This is a genomic window from Streptomyces sp. NPDC051105 (genome assembly GCF_040682795.1).
Classification (GTDB): domain Bacteria; phylum Actinomycetota; class Actinomycetes; order Streptomycetales; family Streptomycetaceae; genus Streptomyces.
Genome location: NZ_JBFBBR010000014.1, coordinates 223,151 through 243,911, shown reverse-complemented (window position 1 = coordinate 243,911; position 20,761 = coordinate 223,151). Strand labels below are relative to the sequence as shown.

Sequence of the window (20,761 nt, the reverse complement as noted above, 5' to 3'; positions counted from 1 at the left end):
GCCGCGTATCGAACACAGCTCCGCGCCCCTGAACCGGGCGCTTGAGGCCTAGGATTCTTCGAGTGGCTGGTCGGTTCGCTCCGAAGCCCACGCGTACGGGTGTGCGGGGTGGGCGGGTCGTTGTGCCCGGTGCCGGTGTTCCTCGGCAGGCCTCCGCGCCCGGGCGCGTCCGGGTCTGGAAGCCCGACGGGGCCCTCGATCTCGGGCTCGTGCTGGGACCGCTCCGGCGGGGGCCCGGGGATCCGACGTTTCGGGCCACCTCGGACGGGTCCGTGTGGCGGGCCAGTCTCACGCCCGCCGGGCCGGGGACACTGCGGGTCGCCGCGTACGGCGGTGAGGTGCGCGGGGAGGCCTGGGGTGCCGGTGCCGAGTGGCTGCTGGGGCAGTTGCCGCAGCTGCTCGGGTCCGCCGACGATCCGTCCGTTTTCGTACCCCGGCACCGGGTTCTCGCCGTTGCCCGGCATCGGCGGCCGGGGTTGCGCCTGACGCGGACCGGGCTGGTGCTGGAGTCGCTGATTCCGTCGGTGCTGGAGCAGAAGGTCACGACCGACGAGGCGTACCGGGCCTGGCGGTTGCTGGTGCGGAGGTTCGGGGAGCGGGCGCCCGGCCCCGCCGGGGTGGGCGAGCGGCCGATGTGGGTGATGCCGGCCCCTCGGACCTGGGCGCTGATTCCCTCCTGGGAGTGGCACAAGGCCGGCGTCGACAACAAGCGGGCGTCGACGATTCTGCGGGCGGTACGGGTCGCCGCGCGGCTGGAGCAGACCGTGGGGATGGCGGCGGAGGCCGCGCAGGCGCGGTTGGAGGTGGTGCCGGGGGTGGGGCCCTGGACGTCCGCGGAGACCGTGCAGCGCAGTCATGGGGCGGCGGACGCGGTGACGGTCGGGGACCTGCATCTGCCGGGGATCGTGGGGTTCGCGCTGGCCGGGGATCGGCATGCCGACGACGAGGCGATGCTGCGGTTGCTCGAGCCGTATGCGGGGCAGCGGCATCGGGCGGCTCGGTTGATCCTGCTGAGCGGGCAGGTGCCGAAGCGGCGGGCGCCGCGGATGCCGCAGTGGGATATCGGCCGGTTGTGACGTGCGGGTTGGTGGCGGCGGGGTTTCGCTCACCGGCGTAGGGTGCCGCCGCGCCCACCCGTGCCGCCCTGCGGCACGATGGCCCGCAGCTGTGCGGCAGAGGCGCGGGGAGCTGCGCGATCAGTCCCCGCGCGGCCGCGGTCGGCGTACCTGCTCGGCCACCCCCTACTGGTCGGAGGAGAACCGCACCGCCCCCGCCGGGATCATCGCGTCGCACCACACCCGCGCACCCTCCCGCAGCTCGTTGTCGGCGCCCACGGTCGCGCCGTCGCCGATCACCGTGCCCGTGAGGACCGCGCGTTCACCGACCCGGGCGCGGCTTCCGATCAGGGAGTCGGTGATGACCGCGCCGGGTTCGATCACGGCGCCCGGCAGGATCGTGGAGCCGAAGACCCGCGCGCCCTCCGCCACGAACGCGCCCTCGCCCACCACCGTGCCGCCCGTCAGCTTCGCGTCCGGCGCGACCCGTGCCGTGGGCAGGATCAGGCGGTCACCGCAGCGGCCGGGAACGGCCGGGGACGGGGCGCGGCCCAGGACCAGGTCCGCCGAACCCCGGACGAAGGCCGCCGGGGTGCCTAGGTCCAGCCAGTACGTGGAGTCCACCATGCCCTGGAGGTGGGCACCGGCCGACAGCAGCTCCGGGAAGGTCTCCCGCTCCACCGACACCGGGCGGCCCTGCGGGATCGTGTCGATGACCGAGCGGCGGAAGACGTACGCCCCCGCGTTGATCTGGTCGGTGACGATCTCCTCGGGGGTCGTCGGCTTCTCCAGGAACGCGAGGACCCGGCCCGTCTCGTCGGTGGGGACCAGGCCGTACGCGCGCGGGTCCGTCACCTTGGTGAGGTGGAGCGACACGTCGGCGTTCGTCGTCTCGTGCATCTCGACGAGCGCCCTGATGTCCAGGCCCGTCAGGATGTCGCCGTTGAAGATCAGGACCGGGTCGTCGGGGCCCGAGTGCAGACGGGCGGCGACGTTGCGGATGGCGCCGCCCGTGCCGAGCGGCTCCTCCTCGGTGACGTACTCGATGTGCAGGCCGAGTGCCGCGCCGTCGCCGAAGTACGGTTCGAAGACCTCCGCCAGATAGCTCGTCGCGAGGACGATGTGGTCCACGCCCGCCGCTCTGGCTCTGGCGAGCTGGTGCGTCAGGAACGGCACGCCCGCCGCCGGGACCATCGGCTTGGGCGTGTGGACCGTGAGCGGGCGCAGCCGGGTGCCTTTGCCGCCGACCAGGAGGATCGCTTCTGTCACCTGTCGTCTCTGCTTCCTGCCGGGACCGGCCGAACTCTCTGTCGGCCGGCCAGTGTATGCAGACCGTGCGACGGCGCCTTCGACGGCCGCGCGGTGCCACGCGGCATGGGTGTGCGGTTTCCCCCGACTGCCCCCGACGGCGGTGAACGCGGCCCCCGTGCTCAGCGTCCTTGGAGGTGCGCGGAGCTGGTCCGGGCCGAGCCGAGTTTGGCGTAGAGCTTCGCGCCGGGACACTCGGTGGCGTACCCGTCCCTATGACCGGAGATCACGTTCAGTCGTACGTTCTTCCCCTTTGGGTAGAGATTGCCACCTCCGGACTTCAGATATGTCTTTCCCTTGGGATTGGCTCCGAAGAGCCCGAGTTTCCACGCGGTGAGCTTGGCGATGGCCGTCACGGCCGCGGCGGGCGGCTTGTGCGAGCCGAACGTTCCGATCACCGCGATGCCCATGCTGTTGTTGTTGAAGCCCAGGGTGTGGGCGCCCTTGACGGCCTTCGCCACGCCCCCGGCGCGGCCCTCGTAGATGCCTCCGCACTTGTCGACGAGGAAGTTGTAGCCGATGTCCCGCCAGCCCATGCTCACCACGTGGTAGCGGTAGATACTGCGGATGACGGACGGGGCCTGGGAGCACTTGTAGCCGTTGCCGGAGGCGGTGTGGTGGACGAAGGCCGCCTTGACCTTTCCGGTGTAGACGAACCCCTTCTCGCGCAGTGACTCGTCGGCGCCCCAGCCACGGCGGGTGACGATCCTCGGGCGCGGTCCGATGTACGGCTTCGCGCGCGGGACGCCGGTCAGCTCCGCCAGTTCGTCCTCGGTGTCCTGCCGGTCCAGGGCCGGGATGTCGGCGGCGCCGAAGGGCGCGAGGTCGGTGTTGACGGCCGCCGCCGCGTCGGCCTCGGTGCCGGTGCGGGGGACGTCGGCCGGCGGGCCCTGGGGCGGGGCCTCCTCGCCGGGGTCGACGAGTTCGAGGCGCAGGCCGGCCGGGAGCAGGTCGTGCCCGCCGGTGGGGGTGCTGCCGCGCGGACCGGGATCGTCGTCGAGTTCGGCACGCACGCGTACGTCGACGCCGTCCGAGTCGCCCACCCACAGGGGCGCGGTGCCGCCGTGCACATGGCCCGAGTCGGCCTCCGCCGTGTCCGGGTCGGCGCCGTGGTCGGCGTTGTGCGTCTCGACGTCCTGCCAGCCCGACCAGTGGCCGGTGGCGGCGGACCGGGCGCGGACCTGGACCAGGCCGTGCAGTTCGATGCCGGGGTTGTCCCAGCTGACGCCGACGAGCGAGAAGTGCTCCAGGTCGTCGCGGTACAGGCCCTGTTCGGGGGGCTGACCGAGGACACGCTCCCGGGTGCGGGGGACGAGGGGCAGTGACCGGGTGCTGCCGGCGGGGGCGGCGGTCCCGGCGGGCCGGCCGGTGGTCGTGGTGGCCCGCTCCGCCGGTGCGGCGGCCGCGGACGGCACGTTCAGCGCGGCCGCGGGGAGGGAGAGGGCCGCCGCGCAGGTGACGCCGATCGAGGAAGTCAGGAATCCACGCATGCCCCTGATCTTGAACATAGTCAGACATATATGTCCATTGCGGAACTGACGGTCCGTCGGGAGCGATTGCGCCGAACCGGTGGCCCCGCCGGTCGGTGCGGGCGCCGGTCGCGGCGTACGCTTTCCCGGGTGAACGCCACCGATCGCACCCCTGCCGACCTGCTGCGTTCCGCGCTCGCCGCGGATCCCGGACGCCCCCTGGTGACCTTCTACGACGACGCCACGGGCGAACGCGTCGAATTGTCCGTGGCCACCTTCGCCAATTGGGTGGCCAAGACGGCGAACCTGCTCCAGGGCGACCTCGCGGCACAGCCGGGCGACCGGGTGGCCCTGCTGCTGCCCGCGCACTGGCAGACGGCGGTGTGGCTGCTCGCCTGTTCGTCGGTGGGCGTGATCGCCGACGTGGCCGGGGACCCGGCGGCGGCCGACGTGGTGGTGAGCGGCCCGGACTCGCTGGAGGCGGCCCGGGCCTGCCGCGGGGAGCGGGTCGCTCTCGCGCTACGGCCGCTGGGCGGGCGTTTCCCGGCGGTCCCGGACGGGTTCGCCGACTACGCGGTGGAGGTGCCGAGCCAGGGAGACCGGTTCGCTCCGTTCTCGCCCGTCGATCCGGACGAGCCCGCGCTGATCGTGGCCGGCGCGGAGATGAGCGGGGCCGAGGTCGTGGAGCGGGCGCTCGGGGACGCACCGGGGCTGGATCTGACCGGGCCCGGGTCGCGGCTGCTGTCGGGCCTGGGGTTCGACACATGGGAGGGGCTGAACGCGGGTCTGTACGCGCCGCTCGCGGTCGGGGGTTCCGTGGTGCTGTGCCGGCACCTGAAGGAACTGGGCGAGGAAGGCATCGCCAAGCGGATCGAGAGCGAGCGGGTGACCGCGACGGTTCGATGAGACCACTCGCCGGGGGCGGACCGGCGAGACCGCCGGCCGAGCGCGGACCGGTTAGGCCGGACCGGCGAGGCCGGTCACCGAGCACGGACCGGTGAGGCCGGACCGGCGAGACCACCCGCCGACCACAGACCGGCCAGACCGCCCGCCGAGCGCGGGCCGGTGAGGCCGGACCGGCGAGACCGGTCGCCGACCACAGACCGGCGAGACCACCCGCCGAGCGCGGACCGGTGAGGCCGGACCGGCGAGACCACCCGCCGACCACGGACCGGCGAGACCACCCGCCGACCACAGACCGGCCAGACCACCCGCCGAGCGCGGACCGGTGAGGCCGGACCGGCGAGACCGCCCGCCGACCACAGACCGGCGAGACCGCCCGCCGACCACAGACCGGCGAGACCACCCGCCGGCCACGGACCGGCCAGACCGCCCGCCGGGGCGGAGCAGCGAGACCACCCGCCGAGCGCGGGCCGGTGGGGGCCGTTCGCGGCTGCGCGGTGGAGCCGCGCGGCGCCGCGGCTCGTGCCCCCAGGTAGGTCCGTTCACCCTTGTGGAGTAGTTGCCGCCGCCCCCGCCCCCACCCCCAGGCACTCTGGAGGAGTGACCGATGCCGGAGGGGCTACCGCGACCGGGGACGGCATTGCCCGGCGTCGGCGGCGTCGTTGGATACGGGGTACGGCGCTCGTCGCCGGGCTGCTCGCCGTCGGCACCCTCGCCTGCGGCTGGGTGGTCTACGACCGGCTCAGCGACAACATCACCCCCGACGAGGCGGCCGCCGCCGAGCTGGCCCGCTACGAGCGAGAACGGCCCACCGCCCTGGTGCGGGACGCGCAGAACATCCTCCTCATCGGGTCGGACACCCGGGCGGGGGACGGGAACCGCCGCTACGGCAAGGACCTGGGCACCGAGCGGTCCGACACCACGATCCTGCTGCACCTCGCCGCCGACCGGCGCAGCGCCACCGCGGTGTCCATCCCCCGGGACCTCATGGTGCACGTGCCGAGCTGCCTGCGGAACGACGGCCGCCGCAGCGAGCCCTCGTTCACGCTGTTCAACTCGGCCTTCGAGGTCGGGGGTTCGGCCTGCACCATCCGTACCGTCGAGAAGCTCACGGACATCCGGATCGACCATCACGTCGTCGTCGACTTCAGCGGGTTCAAGGACATGGTCGACTCGATCGACGGGGTGCAGGTCTGCCTGAAGGAACCGATCAACGACAAGGCCGCCAAACTGCGGCTGCCCGCCGGACGGGTCACCCTCGACGGGGAGCAGGCGCTGGGGTACGTGCGGGCGCGCAAGTCGCTCGGCAACGGCAGCGACACCGAGCGGATGGAGCGGCAGCAGCTGTTCCTGGGGGCGCTTGTCGGCAAGGTGCGGGGCAGTGACGTACTGCTGAACCCGGCGAAGCTCTATCCGCTGCTGGACGCGGCCACCTCCGCGCTCACCACCGACCCGGAGCTGGCCAGTCTGCGGGGTTTGTACCAGCTCGTCCGCGGGCTGCGTGACATCCCCACCGAACAGGTGCAGTTCCTCACCGTCCCGAGGGAGCCGTATGTGTACGACTCCAATCGTGACCAGCTCGTGGAGGGCAGGGCGGACACGCTTTTCGCACTGCTGCGGGCCGACAGACCGGTGCCGGTGACCAAGAAGAACGCCCCCTCTTCCGACAGCTCCGAGGCGCCCGGGTTCCGCGGGAACACCGCCGCCGAGGACAGTTGCGGGTAAAGCACCAGCCAAGGCGGCGAACTTCCGCGTTGTTCGTTGTCAGTTAAATGAGATGGATTGCCCGGTTGTAGGGATGACTAATTTGTCACTGGCGTCACTTGACGCTGAACTGGACGGATAGTGTGAGCCCTCCGGTGCAGCCGGCCGCGAGGTCCGTCCTGGGGTCGTGCACTGTTAACCGTGACCGAGCGCCTTGATGGGGGGAAAGGCGCCGCGTGGCCCCGACGGAGGATCGGACAACCGTGGACGCGCAAGGCCGTGGGCGGGCGGACAACATCGATCCCGCAGACCAGTGGGTACTCAATCCGAGCACCGGCGAATACGAACTGCGACTGACACCTTCCGCACCGCAGTCGTCGGTACCCGGACCGCGCCGGCCGACTTCGTCGCGCGCCGGCACGGACGCGCCACGGGAGACGGCGGGCCGGGAGGTTCCGGCGCAGCTTCCGGGGCAGCGCAGGCGGCGCGGTGAGCCCGAGCCGCCGGCCGGGCGGCGTTCACGGCGGCCGGTGAAGAAGAAGTCGACTGCCAAGAAGGCACTGTTGTGGACCGGCGGGTCGATGGCCTTCATCCTCGTCGCCGTCTCGGCCGCCGGCTATCTGTATGTGAAGCACCTCAACGACAACATCACGTCCGTCTCCGACGACGGCGCGAGCACCGGTGGCTTCAGCAAGGACAAGGCGATCAACCTGCTGGTGATCGGCACCGACAAGCGCACCGGCAGCGGCAACGAGGGGTACGGCGACGCGGGCAGCGTCGGGCACGCCGACACCACGATTCTGCTGCACATCTCCAAGGACCGCTCGAACGCCACCGCGCTGAGCATTCCGCGTGACCTCATCGTCGACGTACCTGACTGTCAGACGACGCAGGAGGACGGGACGCAGAAGGTCATCCCGGGCTCCGAGAGCGTCCGGTTCAACACCAGCCTCGGCCAGGACGGCCGTACCCCCAGCTGCACGGTGCGCACGGTGACCGAGCTGACCGGAATCCAGGCCGACAACTTCATGGTGGCCGACTTCAACGCGGTCAAGACGCTGACCGACGCGGTCGGCGGGGTCGAGGTCTGTCTGGCCAAGGACATCGACGACTCGGACTCGCATCTGAAGCTGTCCAAGGGCACCCACAACATCTCCGGCGAGACCGCGCTGGCCTTCGTGCGCACCCGGCACTCGGTCGGCTTCGGCGGTGACCTGAGCCGGATCCAGCTCCAACAGCAGTTCCTGAGCGCGCTGATGCGCAAGCTCAGCTCCAACTCGACGCTCACCAGCCCGACCAAGCTGCTGAAGCTGGCCGAGGTCGGCACCAAGGCGCTGACCGTCGACTCCAAGCTGGACAGCATCGGCAAGCTGAAGGACCTGGGTCTGGAGCTCGGCAAGCTCAACCCGAAGAACCTGACCTTCACCACCATCCCGGTCATCGACAACCCGGCCGAGAAGGTCAAGGCGACCGTCGTGCTCAACGACACGAAGGCCCCGCCGGTGTTCCAGGCCATCAAGGACGACGTCTCCTTCACCGACGTCAAGAAGAAGCAGGCGAAGGCCAGCAAGGACGCGGCGGCCGCCCGCCTGGAGGGCAGCAAGTCCGCGGCCTCCGAGGTGCGGGTGCGGATCCTCAACGGCGGGGCCGCGGACGGCAGCGCCCAGAAGGCCCTCAACTGGCTGCAGAACGACGAGGGCGTCCTCAAGTCGGAGAACGCCGGCAACGCGGACGCCAAGCTCAGCAAGACCACCCTGGAGTACGCCCCCGACCAGGCCGCCCAGGCGCGTGAACTGGCCAGCATCATGGGGCTGTCCGGTTCGGCGCTGAAGCCCGGCAAGAGCGTGACCAACTCCCAGGGACTGCCCGCGATGACCCTCACGCTGGGCAAGGACTTCCAGGGGGCGGGGGTGCCCCTCACCACTCCGACAAAGGCGCCGGACGTGGACAGCAAGACCACCGCGGACAAGGTGACCTGCGCCAAGTAGCGACAAGCGGCGTGCGGTAGCGGGGAGTTGCTCCCCCATGACACCAAGTCACAGCGAATAAGCAGGTAACCCTATGGGTCCGTCATGCGTCTAACCGGGCGCGGGGCGGACCCGTGTGGTCCGTGAAGCGTCCGATGGGGGGCGTCGGCGGCGGGCCGGTGCGCGCAGAGCGCAGGGCGGGGAGGGCGGGGCGTTGACGCAGAGCGATGTACGGGGGGAGAAGCCCGCGGTCGAGGACACGATGTCCCTCGCACCGAAGGTAGCCGGGGCGCCCGGCGGTGCGGGCGGCGGCCGTCGCAAGGGCAGCCCGAACGGCCCGACCGGGTCGCGCGGCTCGAACGGCCCGAACGGGTCGCACGGCTCGAACGGCGGCCGGGGCAGCCGCCGACGGCGCGCGTTGCGCTGGTCGGCGACCGCGCTGTCGGTGGTGATCCTCGGTACGGCCGGTGCCGGTTACCTCTACTACCAGCACCTGAACGGCAACATCCACAAGGGCGAGCGCGACATCGGCGACGCCAAGGCGCGGAAGACCGCGGCCAACGCGGCCGGTCAGACGCCGCTGAACATCCTGCTGATCGGCTCCGACAGCCGTAACTCCGACGAGAACGTGAAGCTCGGCGGCGCCAAGTACGACCGGGGCAGCCCGCCGCTCGGCGACGTACAGATGCTGATCCACCTGTCGGCGGACCGGAAGAGCGCGGCGATGGTGAGCATCCCCCGGGACACCCGCGTCGACATCCCCAAGTGCACGGACCCGGACACCGGCAAGGTGTACCCGGCGACCAACACCATCATCAACGAGTCGCTGGCCCGGGGCGGCGCCGGCTGCACGCTGGCCACCTGGGAGAACCTCACCGGGGTCTACATCGACCACTGGATCACGATCGACTTCGCGGGCGTGGTGAACATGGCGGACGCCATCGGCGGCGTCGACGTCTGTGTGAAGCAGAACGTGTGGGACCGGCCGACGGCCGCGGTGTCCGGCGGCTCCGGGCTGAAGATGACGGCCGGCACGCACAAGGTGCAGGGCGAGCAGGCCCTGCAGTGGCTGCGCACCCGGCACGCCTGGGGCAGTGACCCGCTGCGGGCCAAGGCCCAGCACATGTACCTCAACTCGATGATCCGCACGCTGAAGGGGCAGAACGTCTTCACCGACACCGGCAGGCTGATGGACCTGGCCGAGGCTGCCACCAAGTCGCTGACGGTCTCCGAGGAGATCGGCACCCCGAAGAAGCTCTACGACCTGGGCATGCAGCTCAAGTCGGTGCCGACGGACCGCATCACCTCGCTCACGATGCCGAACGTCCAGGACCCGCAGAACAAAGACCACCTCGTGCCGGACACCGCCAACGCCGACAAGATGTGGCAGATGCTCCGCGACGACGTGGCGTTCGACAAGAACGGCGCCGCCAAGGAGAGCAAGAGGCCCACGGCGACCGCCGCGGCGACCAAGGCGCCCTCCGTCTCCGCCGGCCAACTCGGGGTGCTGGTGCGGAACGCCACCGGGAGCGCCACCGAGGCCGCGGTCTCCGGCCGGGCCCGGGCGATGGCCACGGAACTCGGCACCAAGGGCTACGCCAGGGCGGCGGCGGACACCTCGTCGGCCACCGAGTCCGTGGAGAAGACGGTCGTGGAGTATCCGAGCGCGGACCTGCAGGGCGACGCCCAGGCGGTCGCCAAGGCGCTGGGGATCCCGGTCGGTCAGGTGAAGCAGACCACCGATGTGTCGGGCGTCACGCTCGTCGTCGGCGCCGACTGGCGGGACGGGACGGCGTACCCCAAGCAGTCCGTGCCGAAGGCCGGTGACCTGCCGGACAACGCCGACGCGATCAACGGCTCGGACACCAAGCAGTGCATGGACGTGTACGCGCCCTATCGGTGGTAGCCCGCGCGCCCGGTCCCATACAAGGTCATTACAGGCGGCACGATCCCCTCACACACAGAACCGCACAGGTAAGCACAGGCAACTCCTAAACGACTGCATGACACTGCCGCCGTGCCCAGGTGCCCAGGTGCCCGGGAGTCGGGTGCGGCGGCAGTGGCGAGCGGGAGGGCGGGCGGTTGGTGCGCGGCAATGTGCGAGGGGAGGTGTCCGACGTGGCCGTGGTCGACGACACGATGACCCTGACGCCCCAGGACGGTGGCGGTCGGCACGGTGGCAGACGGCGCGGCGGCGGGACGGACGGTGACCGCGGGCGGCGCAGACGCCGGGTGCTGCGCTGGTCGGCCTCGGTCGTGGCCCTGGCGATAGCCGGCACCGCCACCGCCGGATACCTGTACTACGAGCACCTCAACGGCAACCTCAAGAAGGAGTCCCTGAACATCGGGGACTCCAAGGACCGCGCGGCCGCGTCGAAGGCGAACGCGGCCGGGCAGACGCCCCTGAACATCCTGCTCATCGGCTCCGACGCCCGGGACACCGCGGAGAACCAGAAGCTGGGCGGCGCCAAGGACATCGGCACCGCCGCCCGTGCCGACGTACAGATGCTGCTGCACGTCTCGGCCGACCGCACCAACATGTCGGTGGTCTCGATGCCCCGCGACACCCTGGTCTCCATCCCCAGGTGCACGGACACCGACACCGGCAAGGTCTACGCGGCGACCTCCGGCACCATGACCAACGCCTCCCTGGAGCACGGCGGCCCCGGCTGCACGGTGGCCACCTGGGAGAAGCTCACCGACATCCACATCGACCACTTCATGATGGTCGACTTCTCGGGCGTGGTGTCCATGGCGGACGCGATCGGCGGGGTGCCGGTCTGCGTGGACGCCAACATCTACTCGCACACCTCGACGGGACACGGCTCGGGCCTGAAGCTGACGAAGGGCACCACCTCCGTCAAGGGCGAGCAGGCCCTGCAGTGGCTGCGCACCCGGTACGGCTTCGAGGACGGCAGCGACATCGCCCGCACCAAGGCGCAGCACATGTACATGAACTCGATGGTCCGCCAGCTGCGCTCCAACGCGACCCTCAGCAACCCCGACAAGCTCCTCAAGCTCGCCGAGACGGCCACCAAGGCACTGACGGTGGACGACGGCCTCGGCACCGTCACCAAGCTCTACGACCTGAGCAAGGAGCTGAAGAAGGTCCCCACCGAGCGCATCACCATGACGACCATGCCGTGGGTGTACTCCTCGGACGGCAACCGCGTCCTGCCCAAGCCCACCGACGCGGCCAAGCTGTGGCGGCTGGTCCGCGAGGACATCGCCCTCGACGGCAAGGACAAGAAGAAGACGACGACCACGACCGAGGTCACCGACAAGGCGGCGGCCGACGACCGGATCGCCGTACAGGTGCAGAACGGCACCAGCGGCAGCACGGAGTCCGCCGTCACCGGCCGGGCCGCCGCGGTCGCCGAGCTGCTGGTCGCCAAGGGCTTCACCAGGGCCGCGGCCGACTCCTCGGCACTGCTGAGCGAGGACCGGACGCTGGTGCGCTATCCGAGCGCCGACCTGGCGGGCGACGCCCAGCGGGTCGCGAAGGCGCTGGACGTCCCGGCCGACCAGGTGAAGAAGTCCGCGGACGTCGACGGGGTCACGCTGGTGGTGGGCGCGGACTGGCGCTCGGGCACGAAGTACACCGCCGGCGACGATGACACCACCCCGGCCTCGGCGAGCGCCCTCAACGCCGCGGACACCAAGGCGTGCATGCACGTCGACCCGGACTACACCTGGTAGTCCGGGCCGCGCCGACGGCAGGTGCTCAGCTGGAGGAAGAGCTGAGCACCGCGGGACGGCGGGACGCGATGACCCGCTTCGCCAGGGACCTGGGGCTGGTCAGGAAGCCATACCCCCACGACATGTGCATGGTGGCGAGGGCGAGCGGGATCTGCAGCCGCGCCTTGAGCGGCAGCCCCTTGCCGGCCGGGACGGACCCGGCGGCGATCGCCGCGAGATAACCGCCCGGGACCACGAAAGCGAACGGGGTCACCAGGGCCCCGACGACCATCCCGGCGGCTATCGCGCACACCGCCACCGGCGGGGCGAGGTAGCGCAGGTTGATGGAGCCCTCGTGGTAGCGGGCGACGACGTGCCGCCAACGACCGTAGTCCTTGTACTGCTTGGCGAGGGCCTTCACCGACGGCCGCGGCCGGTACGACACCTTCAGCTCCGGCGAGAACCAGATCAGGCCGCCGGCCTCGCGGATCCGGAAGTTCAGCTCCCAGTCCTGGGCGCGGATGAACTCCTCGTTGTAGCCGCCCTGTTGCTCCAGGGCCTCGCGGCGGAAGACACCGAGATAGACGGTCTCGGCGGGGCCGGCCTCGCCACCCGTGTGGAAGGCGGCGTTGCCGACGCCGATCTTCGAGGTCATGGCCGCCGCGACCGCGTGCTCCCAGGCGTTCTCGCCCTCGGCGTGCATGATGCCGCCGACGTTCTGGGCGCCGGTCTCCTCGAGCAGCCGTACGGCGGTCGCGATGTAGTTCGGGGAGAGCATGCCGTGGCCGTCCACGCGCACCACGATCGGATGCCGGGAGGCCTTGATCGCGGCGTTCAGCGCGGCCGGGGTGCGCCCGGTCGGGTTCGGGACGGTGTGCACGCGGGGGTCGTCTGCCACGAGCTGCGCCGCGATCTCGTCCGTGCGGTCCGTGGACGGACCGAGGGCGATGACGACCTCCAGCTCGCCGGCGTACTCCTGCGCGAGGATCGCTTGGACGGCCCCACGCAGATGCCGCTCCTCGTCGAGGACGGGCATGATCACAGAAACCGCGGGGTGCCGCACGTCGGGCTTGGCGTTCATAGGGGGATCACGTTACCGCGAACGGGGGACACCGGTGCGCGCCGCCGGGGCCAAGCCGCGGGCTGAAGGTCGTATCGGCCTACGGTGCTCACGGATCCCACGTACGGCCTCGTCCGGAGGTGTCCTTTGGCCGCCAGCCCGCCCCGGTCCCCCGCCCGGCCCGCCCCGCCGCAGCGTCGACCGCAGCCCACCCGTCAGGCCCCGCGGCCGCCGGTACGACCCACGAGGCCCCGGCGGCCGCGCTGGGCCATGCGGGCCGTGACCACACTCTCGGTGGTGGTGCTGGCGTCGGCCGGGATCGGACACTCGGTGATGGCCAGTCTGGACGCGGACATCGCCCGGGTCGACCCGTTCAAGGACATGAAGAACCGTCCCGCCCCGGGGCACGGCATGAACGTCCTGCTGGTCGGTACCGACGGCCGCGACAAGATCACGGAGAAGGAGCGGCGCCGGTACCGGCTGGGCGGTGCGCCCTGCCACTGCACGGACACGATCATGATCGTGCACATCTCGCCGGACCGGGAGCGGGCGACGGTCGTCAGCCTGCCGCGCGACTCGTACGCCGAGGTCCCGCAGCACGTCGACGAGACGACGGGCCGGACGCACAGCGCCCATCCCATCAAGCTGAACGCGGCCTACGCGGAGGGCGGCCCGCAGCTGACCGTCCGCACGGTCGAGGACCTGACCCATCTGAAGATCGACCACTATCTGGAGGTCGACTTCATCACGTTCATGCGGACCGTCGACGTGCTCGGCGGGGTCCGGATCTGCACGCCCGCGCCGCTGAAGGACTCCTACACCGGCCTCGACCTCTCCTCCGGCACACACAGGCTGAACGGCGGCCAGGCCCTGCAGTACGTCCGCGCCCGGCACGTCGACGGGGCGAGCGACCTCGGCCGGATGAAACGGCAGCAGCGGTTCCTGGCCGCGCTGATCGAGCGGGTGTCGTCGTCGGGGGTGCTGCTGAACCCGATCAGGTTCCGGGACGTGACACGGGCGGTCCTGGGCTCCGTACGGGCCGACATGGGCTTCGGCACGGACGAGTTGCTGGACCTCGGCCGGGCGATGCGGAACTTCTCCCCGTCCTCGTCCGAGTTCACGACCGTCCCCATCGGGCAGATCGCGTACCCCGTGAAGGGCATCGGCTCGACGCTGAAGTGGGACCAGGCCAAGTCGGACCAGCTGTTCCAGTCCCTGCGCGACGACAGGCCGCTGGCACCGCCGGCACCCAAGCGGCCCGCCGGGCCGGTGCCGGTGACCGTGGAGGTGGCGCCGGCACAGATCCGTGTGCAGGTGGAGAACGGCACGGGGACGGCGGGGCTCGGCCGGCGGATGGACGCGGCACTGGCGGCGGCGGGGTTCGCGACGAACCATCAGCCGGTCACCGGCGCCCGGCACGACGTGCGGCGGACGGTGATCTCCTACGACCCCCGGTGGGACCGCTCGGCCCGGTCGCTCGCGGCGGCGCTGCCCGGGAGCGAGCTGCGGGCGGTCAAGGGGATGGGCCCGGTGCTGCGGGTGACGACCGGGGCGGACTTCAAGGGGCCGGCGAATGTCCGGAAGGTACGGGCCGAGGCCCCCGCCCAGGGGGAAGCCTCTGTGATCCGGGGAGACGAGACGGTGTGCTGAGGCTCGTGTCTCGGCTGCGGGCCCCCGCGCCCCTGCTTTCAGGGGCGCGGGGAACTGCGCGACAAGCCCCCACGGGCCCGCGGCCGACCGGCGGGCCCGCGCGGCCCCGCGCTAGTCGTCGAAACCCTCCGCTACCCTGCGCTCGCGCAGCTCGCGGATCTCCCGCCTGCGCGCCAGCCGGTGCGTGCGCCTGATCTGGGCCTCCTGATTGCGCCGCCGGTCCCGGTCGGTCTCCGGTATCACCGGCGGTACCCGGCGCGGCTTGCCGTCGGCGTCGACCGCCGCGAAGACCAGGTAGGCCGAGCCGACCTGGGTGGCCGGGTTCGATTCGTTCCAGCGCTCGGCCAGGACCCGCACGCCCACCTCCATGGACGTCCGGCCGGTCCAGTTGACCTGCGCCTTGACATGGACCAGGTCGCCGACCCGGACCGGCTCCAGGAACACCATCTCGTCCATGGACGCCGTGACGGCGGGACCGCCCGAGTGGCGGCCGGCGACCGCGCCCGCCGCGTCGTCGACGAGCTTCATGATCACGCCGCCGTGCACCGTCCCGAGGAGGTTGGTGTCGTTGTGGGTCATGATGTGGCTCAGCGTGGTCCGGGACGCGGACGTCGGCTTGCCGGGTATATCGGATTCCGCCTCGGGGGCCTGGTCTGTCATGGCCCCCACCTTATGCGGAAGGGACAATCGCGGAATTTGTGTCGGGTTCGCAACAGCGGTGCCCTGATTTTCCTACGACCCTTGTAAGAGGCACTGCCGCTGCCTGCACACTGGGGCCCATGAACGAATGGCCCGAGGGACGGTCGAACGACAACCGCGGCAACCGGTACGGACGCGGTAGCGCCAGCGCGCAGCCTGAGGGCGCCCGCGTGATGCGCCAGGTACGACGCGGGGAACCGTCGGCGCCGCCGTACGGTGCGCCGCAGCAAGGGGGCGGCGGCTACGCCGGCGTCCCGCAGCAGCCGGCCTACGGCAACGGGTACGACGACGGCTCCGGGTACGACAGCGGTTACGACAACGGCTACAACACCGGCCAGGTCTACGGCGGCGGCCCCGGGGGCGGGGGACCCGGCGGCACCCGTGAGCGCGGCCCGCGTCCGGCTCCGAACTGGCGCAAGCGGATCAAGTGGACGGCGATCGTCGTCGTGAGCGTGCTGATCGTCACATCCGTCGCGACCTACTTCTGGGCCGACTCCAAGCTGCACCGGGACGTCGACCTGTCGAAGGTCATCGACCGTCCCGACGCCGGCAAGGGCACCAACTACCTGATCGTCGGTTCCGACAGCCGCAAGGGCATGTCGGCCGAGGAGAAGAAGAAGCTGCACACGGGGTCGGCCGAGGGCCAGCGCACGGACTCGATGATGATCCTGCACGTCGGCGACAACGGCGACACCCTGATCTCCCTCCCCCGCGACTCGGACGTGGAGATCCCCTCGTACAAGGGGTCGACGTCCGGCAAGGTCTACCAGGGCACCGGCCGGCACACGAAGCTGAACGCGGCCTACGCCGAGGACGGCCCGACCCTCCTCGTCCGCACGGTCGAGTTCAACACCGGTCTGCACATCGACCACTACGTGGAGATCGGCTTCGCCGGCTTCGCGGACATCGTGGACGCGGTCGGCGGTGTCACGATCGACATCGACAAGGGCTTCAAGGACAGCTACTCGGGCGCGAACTTCAAGGCGGGCAAGCAGACCCTGAACGGCGAGGAGGCCCTCGCATTCGTCCGCACCCGGCACGCCTTCGCCGCGTCCGACCTGCAGCGCACCAAGAACCAGCAGAAGTTCCTGGCGGCACTGGCCCACCAGGTGGCCACCCCGTCGACGATCCTGAACCCCTTCAAGCTCTACCCCACCCTCGGCGCGGGCCTGGACTCCCTCACCGTCGACAAGGACATGAGCCTGTGGGACCTGGCCTCGATGTTCTTCGCGATGAAGGGCGTCAGCGGCGGCGACGGCACCTCGATGAACATGCCGGTCTCCGGTTCCACGGGCGGCAACCTCGTCTGGGACAAGGCGAAGGTCAAGACGCTGGTCGACGAGCTGAAGAACGACCAGAAGGTCACCGTCACCGGCAGCTGAGAGCGGTCGTACGCGGTTCAGGGGCACCCCGCCGGGGTGCCCCTGGCGCCGTCTCAGCGGGGTGTCACATGGCCGCGCCGGCCATCGAGCGGCACATCTCGGCGCAGCGGCGACACGCGTCGGCGCAGCGCTTCATCTGCGGGTCGTCCGGCATGGACATACACGCCTCGGCGCACATGTCACAGGCCCTGGCGCACATCGCGCACATCTCGGCCGACAGGGGCGAGCGCCGCATCATCATGTCGGCGCACATCCGGGTCATCTCGGAGCAGTCCATCAGCGCCCGCATGATCCTCATGTGGGTCGGGCCGCCCTCCATGGACATGCAGGAGCTGAGGGTCTCCTCGCACATCGTGTGGGTGGCCATGCACGCGTTGACGCACTCCTGCATCTGCTTGCTCATGGCGGTCATGGGTCCGGTCTGGGTCATGGCTCCTCCAGGGGAGAGGGGGGTAGGGCCCGGGGCAGGCCCCGTTCGTCTTCGTTCCTAAGCCCGACCCTCCGGTAGCGCCATTCGGCGACAGCCGGACGCTTGTCGGCCATATGGCTCCGGCCTGTACGAACACCTCTCGGCAGCGGCCGCGAAAAAGGCGCCCCGCAGGGCGCCCTTTCCATGTCCTGGAGTGCTGAACTCCCCTGTCGTTACGGCAGGTTCCTTGCCATCACGATCCGCTGGACCTGGTTCGTGCCCTCATAAATCTGCGTGCTTTACAGGCCATACGGCTCTGGCCTGCACGAACACCCCTCCCAGAGGGGGCCTCCCCAGCATTTCCCCATGATCGTCAACAGTCTCCGCAGGCAGGAGGCGCGCTGGAGGCACCACCACCAATCGCGCCGCATACGAGCAGGCCGGGCGCAGGTTACGCGGTTTCCCGTTCCGTCAACCGTGATCGCTTGACCGGTGCGCCACCCCTCGGGAGCATCAACCCAGATGCGGGGCAACTGGCAGCGGTACGGGAGAGGGGAACCCAGACCATGAAGGTCACCAAGCTGGTCAGCACGTGCGACATCAAGGACTGCCCGACGATCTACGCCACGGATCGCGGCACCCTGCTGGTACAGGGCGAGACGCCGACCGATCACGGGCTTCAGATTCCCGCGCACGAAACCCTGGTCGAGATCCCGATGGAACTGATCCAGAAGGCCATCCGTGACAACCTCATCTAGGACCCTCGGCGACCTCTTCGACACGTTCGAGCGCGAGGCATTCCGGCTGGAGACCCTGGACGACTACAGCAGGTCCGGGAGCGTCGACGCCTACCAGGCATTCCTGGCCGGGGAGCCACAGCCGGACGACTACAACGCGGGATGGGTCAAAGAACTACGCTCGCACACCGAGAAGGGGAAGCGGGTATACCGGGTCCATATCCTGTCCCGCCCGCTCACGGACTATCTTAGGTTCGAACTCGGGTGGGGCTACCACAAGAACGTGAGCGGGGGCGAAGAGTTCTTCATCCTCGACATCACCGACAAACCCAACCCCTTGCAGAACGTTCCGGATTTCTGGTTCTTCGACTCCGAATCCGTGGCCGTGATGAACTACGACGGAAGCGGAAAGTACCTGGGTTCGGAAGTGCTACCGCCGGAACGAACAGCGGAATTCACACGGTACCGTGATGCGGCTCTCGCGCACGCGGAACCGTTCACCGAATGGTGGGCCAAGTACGGGACGTGAACAGAGCACAGCTTGGAGCCGCGCTGCGGGCGCTGCGAGTGGCATCCGGCAAGGAAGCCAAAGCGGTGGCCCGCAGCGCCCTCATGTCTCCGTCCAAGCTGTCCAAGATCGAGAATGCGAAGCTGGCACCCAGCGCGACGGACGTAGAGCGCATCCTGACCGCCATCGGTGTCTCGGACGAGGTCAAGGCGGAGTACGCGGAAGCCGCACGCGCGTCAGCGACGGAGGCGACGGCGTGGCGCCTGCTCAAGCGGATCGGGGTCCACAAGGGCCAGCAGGCCGCGAAGGCTCTGGAAGCCCAGATGTCTGTACTGCGGCTGTTTCAACCCGCGCTCGTTCCGGGCCTGCTCCAGACTCCCGAGTACATCCGGGCCATTCTGCAACGCCACAACCTGAGTGAAGACGCACTCACGCGAACGATCAATGGGCGACTCGAACGGCAAGCGGTTCTCTACGACAACGCAAAGTCGCTTCGGTTCATCATCACCGAACCTGTTCTGCGCTGGCGCATCGTGCGACCGCAGATGATGGCTGCTCAGCTTGATCGCATCGTCTCAATTTCACGACTCTCCCACGTGGACATCCGGATAGTCCCTCTGTGGGTTCAGCAACACGACATCGCAAATCATGCCTTCGTCATCCGTGACGACCGCATGGTGACAGTTGAAACCGTCCATGCCGAAGTCGTCGTTACGGACCCGCGAGATGTGAGTCTCTACGTCGATAAGTTCGAAGGATTCGAGCGAGCCGCGCTGGCCGGCGACGAAATGCGGGATCTGATCGAAGGTATCCGCAACGACTTTTTGCGGGAACAGGAAACAGGCTAGAGGCGCGATCGTGGCCCGCCGAAGATGGGGGCCATGGTGAGCGACAGCAGGGCACATAGGACCGAAGCGGCTGATCATCTGGGCAGCAGTGAGGCCCGACGGTTTCTCTCCCGTCTTACCGGAGCGTTCGGCGTCGGCGGCGTGCTCATGGTGCAGAAGAGCGACCCTGGCCCCGAGGGGGCGGACTTGGCGCCCAACTCGGCCTTGCGCTGGCCCCGGTGGGAGTGCGGCAGCCCGAAGTGTCCCGACTACGAAGCGCCGCCACGTCAGCCGCCCGATGGACTGAGCAGCAGAGTTGCTGAGGCCAACGCGCGGAGCCGTAGGGGCGGGCTGTGAGCATCAGAACGGCGATGCGATACGTGATGCACAGGATCACCGAGCACCCGGATACGGACGTGACCTTCGAGGCTGAGTGCCTGCACTGCAAGTGGAAGGCGACACCTTCCACCGAGTCGGCGTCCGTTGATGTGGAGTGCATGAGCCACACGGGCCGCTCCGGTCACGCCGGTTTCCGACGCATCAGGACCTCGTTCGCCATGGTCGTTCGCGCCGAGTAGAGCCCTGCCGCAGTTGTGGGGACCTGGAACTTCCGCCCGGTACGGGCGGCGGCGGTCAGTCATGGGCCCGGATCGGTCAGGACGCTTGTGCCCTGGGCGACAGCAAGCGGCCGAACTCCCAGCCTGCTTCTACCGGGTCATACGAGAGCCAGTCCCGAGCCAGTGGCTTGATCGGTCGGCGCGTCTTGATCGCTTCCGATCCGGCTAGCTAGGTTGGCTGGCATGGCTGACCCCAGACCCCTCGCGTGGCCACCTGCCCCGATCAAGACCGAGCGGCTTGTACTCCGCGAGTCGGAGGCCCGGGACCGCGCGACGGTCATCGAGCTGAACGCCTCGCCAGAGGTGAACGCCTACCTTGGTGGCCCTCAACCACGCGCCGAGCTTGAACACACGGTGCCCGAGGTGCCCGGGCAGCGCCGTGGCTGGTTCGTGGTCGAGCTCGACGGAGCAATGATCGGCACGGTCCAGCTCAAACCGCACGCCCCCGAGAGTCCGAGTAACTGCCGTCTGGAGGCCGGAGAGACAGAACTCGGCTACTTGTTCCTACCGGAGGCGTGGGGCCGCGGGTACGCCACCGAGGCATGCACAGCGGCACTCGACTGGTTTGCTGCCGCCCTGCCCGGTGAGCCGGTGGTGCTCTATACCCAGACTGCCAACACCAGCTCGATGCGCCTCGCGGCGAAGCTGGGGTTCACTGAGGTGGAGCGGTTCGAGGCGTGGGGCGCCGAGCAGTGGTTCGGCGTGTGGTCTTCGCTCACGCCGTCCGATTGATCGGGAGTCTGCTGCACGCTCGGGTGACATATGAACTGGCTTGCCCACTCGCGTAG

The 20,761-nt window shown here is 69.7% G+C and carries 17 protein-coding genes; 12 read left to right on the top strand and 5 right to left on the bottom strand.

Annotation, left to right across the window (positions count from 1 at the left end):
- Window positions 1-62 precede the first annotated feature (62 nt).
- Window positions 63-1,076: a DNA-3-methyladenine glycosylase 2 family protein gene (locus AB0N16_RS30980; protein ID WP_365802387.1), complete on the top strand. Its 1,014-nt coding sequence runs from the start codon at window positions 63-65 to the stop codon at window positions 1,074-1,076.
- A gap of 165 nt (window positions 1,077-1,241) precedes the next feature.
- On the opposite strand, the gene AB0N16_RS30975 is transcribed toward AB0N16_RS30980, so the two are convergent.
- Together AB0N16_RS30975 and AB0N16_RS30970 are read right to left on the bottom strand one after the other, a co-directional pair.
- A complete protein-coding gene (locus AB0N16_RS30975; RefSeq protein ID WP_365802385.1) occupies window positions 1,242-2,324 on the bottom strand; it encodes an NDP-sugar synthase in 1,083 nt (360 codons plus the stop codon).
- A 161-nt stretch (window positions 2,325-2,485) separates the two neighbouring features.
- A complete protein-coding gene (locus tag AB0N16_RS30970) occupies window positions 2,486-3,871 on the bottom strand; it encodes an N-acetylmuramoyl-L-alanine amidase (RefSeq protein WP_365802383.1) in 1,386 nt (461 codons plus the stop codon).
- A 111-nt stretch (window positions 3,872-3,982) separates the two neighbouring features.
- Between AB0N16_RS30970 and AB0N16_RS30965 the strand changes: the two genes are divergently transcribed.
- The 5 genes from AB0N16_RS30965 to AB0N16_RS30945 all read left to right on the top strand — a co-directional run bounded on the left by AB0N16_RS30965 (window position 3,983) and on the right by AB0N16_RS30945 (window position 12,105).
- Window positions 3,983-4,738 carry a TIGR03089 family protein gene (locus AB0N16_RS30965; RefSeq protein ID WP_365802381.1) on the top strand — a complete coding sequence of 252 codons (756 nt, stop codon included), beginning with the start codon at window positions 3,983-3,985 and terminating at the stop codon, window positions 4,736-4,738.
- Window positions 4,739-5,335: 597 nt separating this feature from the next.
- A complete protein-coding gene (locus AB0N16_RS30960; protein ID WP_365802379.1) occupies window positions 5,336-6,460 on the top strand; it encodes an LCP family protein in 1,125 nt (374 codons plus the stop codon).
- A gap of 242 nt (window positions 6,461-6,702) precedes the next feature.
- A complete protein-coding gene (locus tag AB0N16_RS30955) occupies window positions 6,703-8,427 on the top strand; it encodes an LCP family protein (protein WP_365802377.1) in 1,725 nt (574 codons plus the stop codon).
- 193 nt (window positions 8,428-8,620) lie between these two features.
- Entirely contained in the window at window positions 8,621-10,312 is a 1,692-nt protein-coding gene (locus AB0N16_RS30950; RefSeq protein WP_365802375.1) for an LCP family protein, read from the top strand.
- 233 nt (window positions 10,313-10,545) lie between these two features.
- On the top strand, window positions 10,546-12,105 hold the full coding sequence (locus tag AB0N16_RS30945; protein WP_365802443.1) for an LCP family protein: 1,560 nt from the start codon (window positions 10,546-10,548) through the stop codon (window positions 12,103-12,105).
- Between the two features lie 25 nt (window positions 12,106-12,130).
- Here the strand turns inward: AB0N16_RS30945 and AB0N16_RS30940 are convergent, their stop codons facing one another.
- Complete coding sequence (locus tag AB0N16_RS30940; RefSeq protein WP_365802373.1) at window positions 12,131-13,165, bottom strand: glycosyltransferase family 2 protein; 1,035 nt, start codon at window positions 13,163-13,165, stop codon at window positions 12,131-12,133.
- A 249-nt stretch (window positions 13,166-13,414) separates the two neighbouring features.
- Between AB0N16_RS30940 and AB0N16_RS30935 the strand changes: the two genes are divergently transcribed.
- On the top strand, window positions 13,415-14,794 hold the full coding sequence (locus AB0N16_RS30935) for an LCP family protein (protein WP_365802371.1): 1,380 nt from the start codon (window positions 13,415-13,417) through the stop codon (window positions 14,792-14,794).
- A 111-nt stretch (window positions 14,795-14,905) separates the two neighbouring features.
- Here the strand turns inward: AB0N16_RS30935 and AB0N16_RS30930 are convergent, their stop codons facing one another.
- Entirely contained in the window at window positions 14,906-15,454 is a 549-nt protein-coding gene (locus AB0N16_RS30930; RefSeq protein WP_365802369.1) for an acyl-CoA thioesterase, read from the bottom strand.
- A gap of 119 nt (window positions 15,455-15,573) precedes the next feature.
- Here AB0N16_RS30930 and AB0N16_RS30925 point away from each other — a divergent pair, with 119 nt between their 5' ends.
- Complete coding sequence (locus tag AB0N16_RS30925; protein WP_365802367.1) at window positions 15,574-16,875, top strand: LCP family protein; 1,302 nt, start codon at window positions 15,574-15,576, stop codon at window positions 16,873-16,875.
- A 64-nt stretch (window positions 16,876-16,939) separates the two neighbouring features.
- Here AB0N16_RS30925 and AB0N16_RS30920 read toward each other — a convergent pair whose 3' ends face one another.
- Window positions 16,940-17,305, bottom strand: a complete 366-nt coding sequence (locus AB0N16_RS30920) for a four-helix bundle copper-binding protein (RefSeq protein ID WP_365802365.1) — start codon at window positions 17,303-17,305, stop codon at window positions 16,940-16,942.
- A 545-nt stretch (window positions 17,306-17,850) separates the two neighbouring features.
- Here AB0N16_RS30920 and AB0N16_RS30915 point away from each other — a divergent pair.
- From AB0N16_RS30915 to AB0N16_RS30900, 4 genes are all read left to right on the top strand, one after another.
- Window positions 17,851-18,042: a hypothetical protein gene (locus AB0N16_RS30915; protein ID WP_030298065.1), complete on the top strand. Its 192-nt coding sequence runs from the start codon at window positions 17,851-17,853 to the stop codon at window positions 18,040-18,042.
- Window positions 18,026-18,550: a DUF6879 family protein gene (locus tag AB0N16_RS30910; RefSeq protein ID WP_365802363.1), complete on the top strand. Its 525-nt coding sequence runs from the start codon at window positions 18,026-18,028 to the stop codon at window positions 18,548-18,550. Before AB0N16_RS30915 ends, AB0N16_RS30910 begins: the two co-directional genes overlap by 17 nt.
- Window positions 18,547-19,377: a helix-turn-helix transcriptional regulator gene (locus tag AB0N16_RS30905; protein ID WP_365802361.1), complete on the top strand. Its 831-nt coding sequence runs from the start codon at window positions 18,547-18,549 to the stop codon at window positions 19,375-19,377. Before AB0N16_RS30910 ends, AB0N16_RS30905 begins: the two co-directional genes overlap by 4 nt.
- 779 nt (window positions 19,378-20,156) lie before the next feature.
- Window positions 20,157-20,705 carry a GNAT family N-acetyltransferase gene (locus AB0N16_RS30900; RefSeq protein ID WP_358683624.1) on the top strand — a complete coding sequence of 183 codons (549 nt, stop codon included), beginning with the start codon at window positions 20,157-20,159 and terminating at the stop codon, window positions 20,703-20,705.
- Window positions 20,706-20,761 lie beyond the last annotated feature (56 nt).

What these genes read in the sequence shown, in the direction of transcription:
- AB0N16_RS30970 (WP_365802383.1), bottom strand. Translation starts at nt 3,871, where the DNA reads ATGTTCAAGATCAGGGGCATGCGTGGATTCCTGACTTCCTCGATCGGC.
- AB0N16_RS30945 (WP_365802443.1), top strand. Translation starts at nt 10,546, where the DNA reads ATGACCCTGACGCCCCAGGACGGTGGCGGTCGGCACGGTGGCAGACGG.
- AB0N16_RS30940 (WP_365802373.1), bottom strand. Translation starts at nt 13,165, where the DNA reads ATGAACGCCAAGCCCGACGTGCGGCACCCCGCGGTTTCTGTGATCATG.
- AB0N16_RS30935 (WP_365802371.1), top strand. Translation starts at nt 13,415, where the DNA reads ATGCGGGCCGTGACCACACTCTCGGTGGTGGTGCTGGCGTCGGCCGGG.
- AB0N16_RS30930 (WP_365802369.1), bottom strand. Translation starts at nt 15,454, where the DNA reads ATGACAGACCAGGCCCCCGAGGCGGAATCCGATATACCCGGCAAGCCG.
- AB0N16_RS30925 (WP_365802367.1), top strand. Translation starts at nt 15,574, where the DNA reads ATGAACGAATGGCCCGAGGGACGGTCGAACGACAACCGCGGCAACCGG.
- AB0N16_RS30920 (WP_365802365.1), bottom strand. Translation starts at nt 17,305, where the DNA reads ATGACCCAGACCGGACCCATGACCGCCATGAGCAAGCAGATGCAGGAG.
- AB0N16_RS30915 (WP_030298065.1), top strand. Translation starts at nt 17,851, where the DNA reads ATGAAGGTCACCAAGCTGGTCAGCACGTGCGACATCAAGGACTGCCCG.
- AB0N16_RS30900 (WP_358683624.1), top strand. Translation starts at nt 20,157, where the DNA reads ATGGCTGACCCCAGACCCCTCGCGTGGCCACCTGCCCCGATCAAGACC.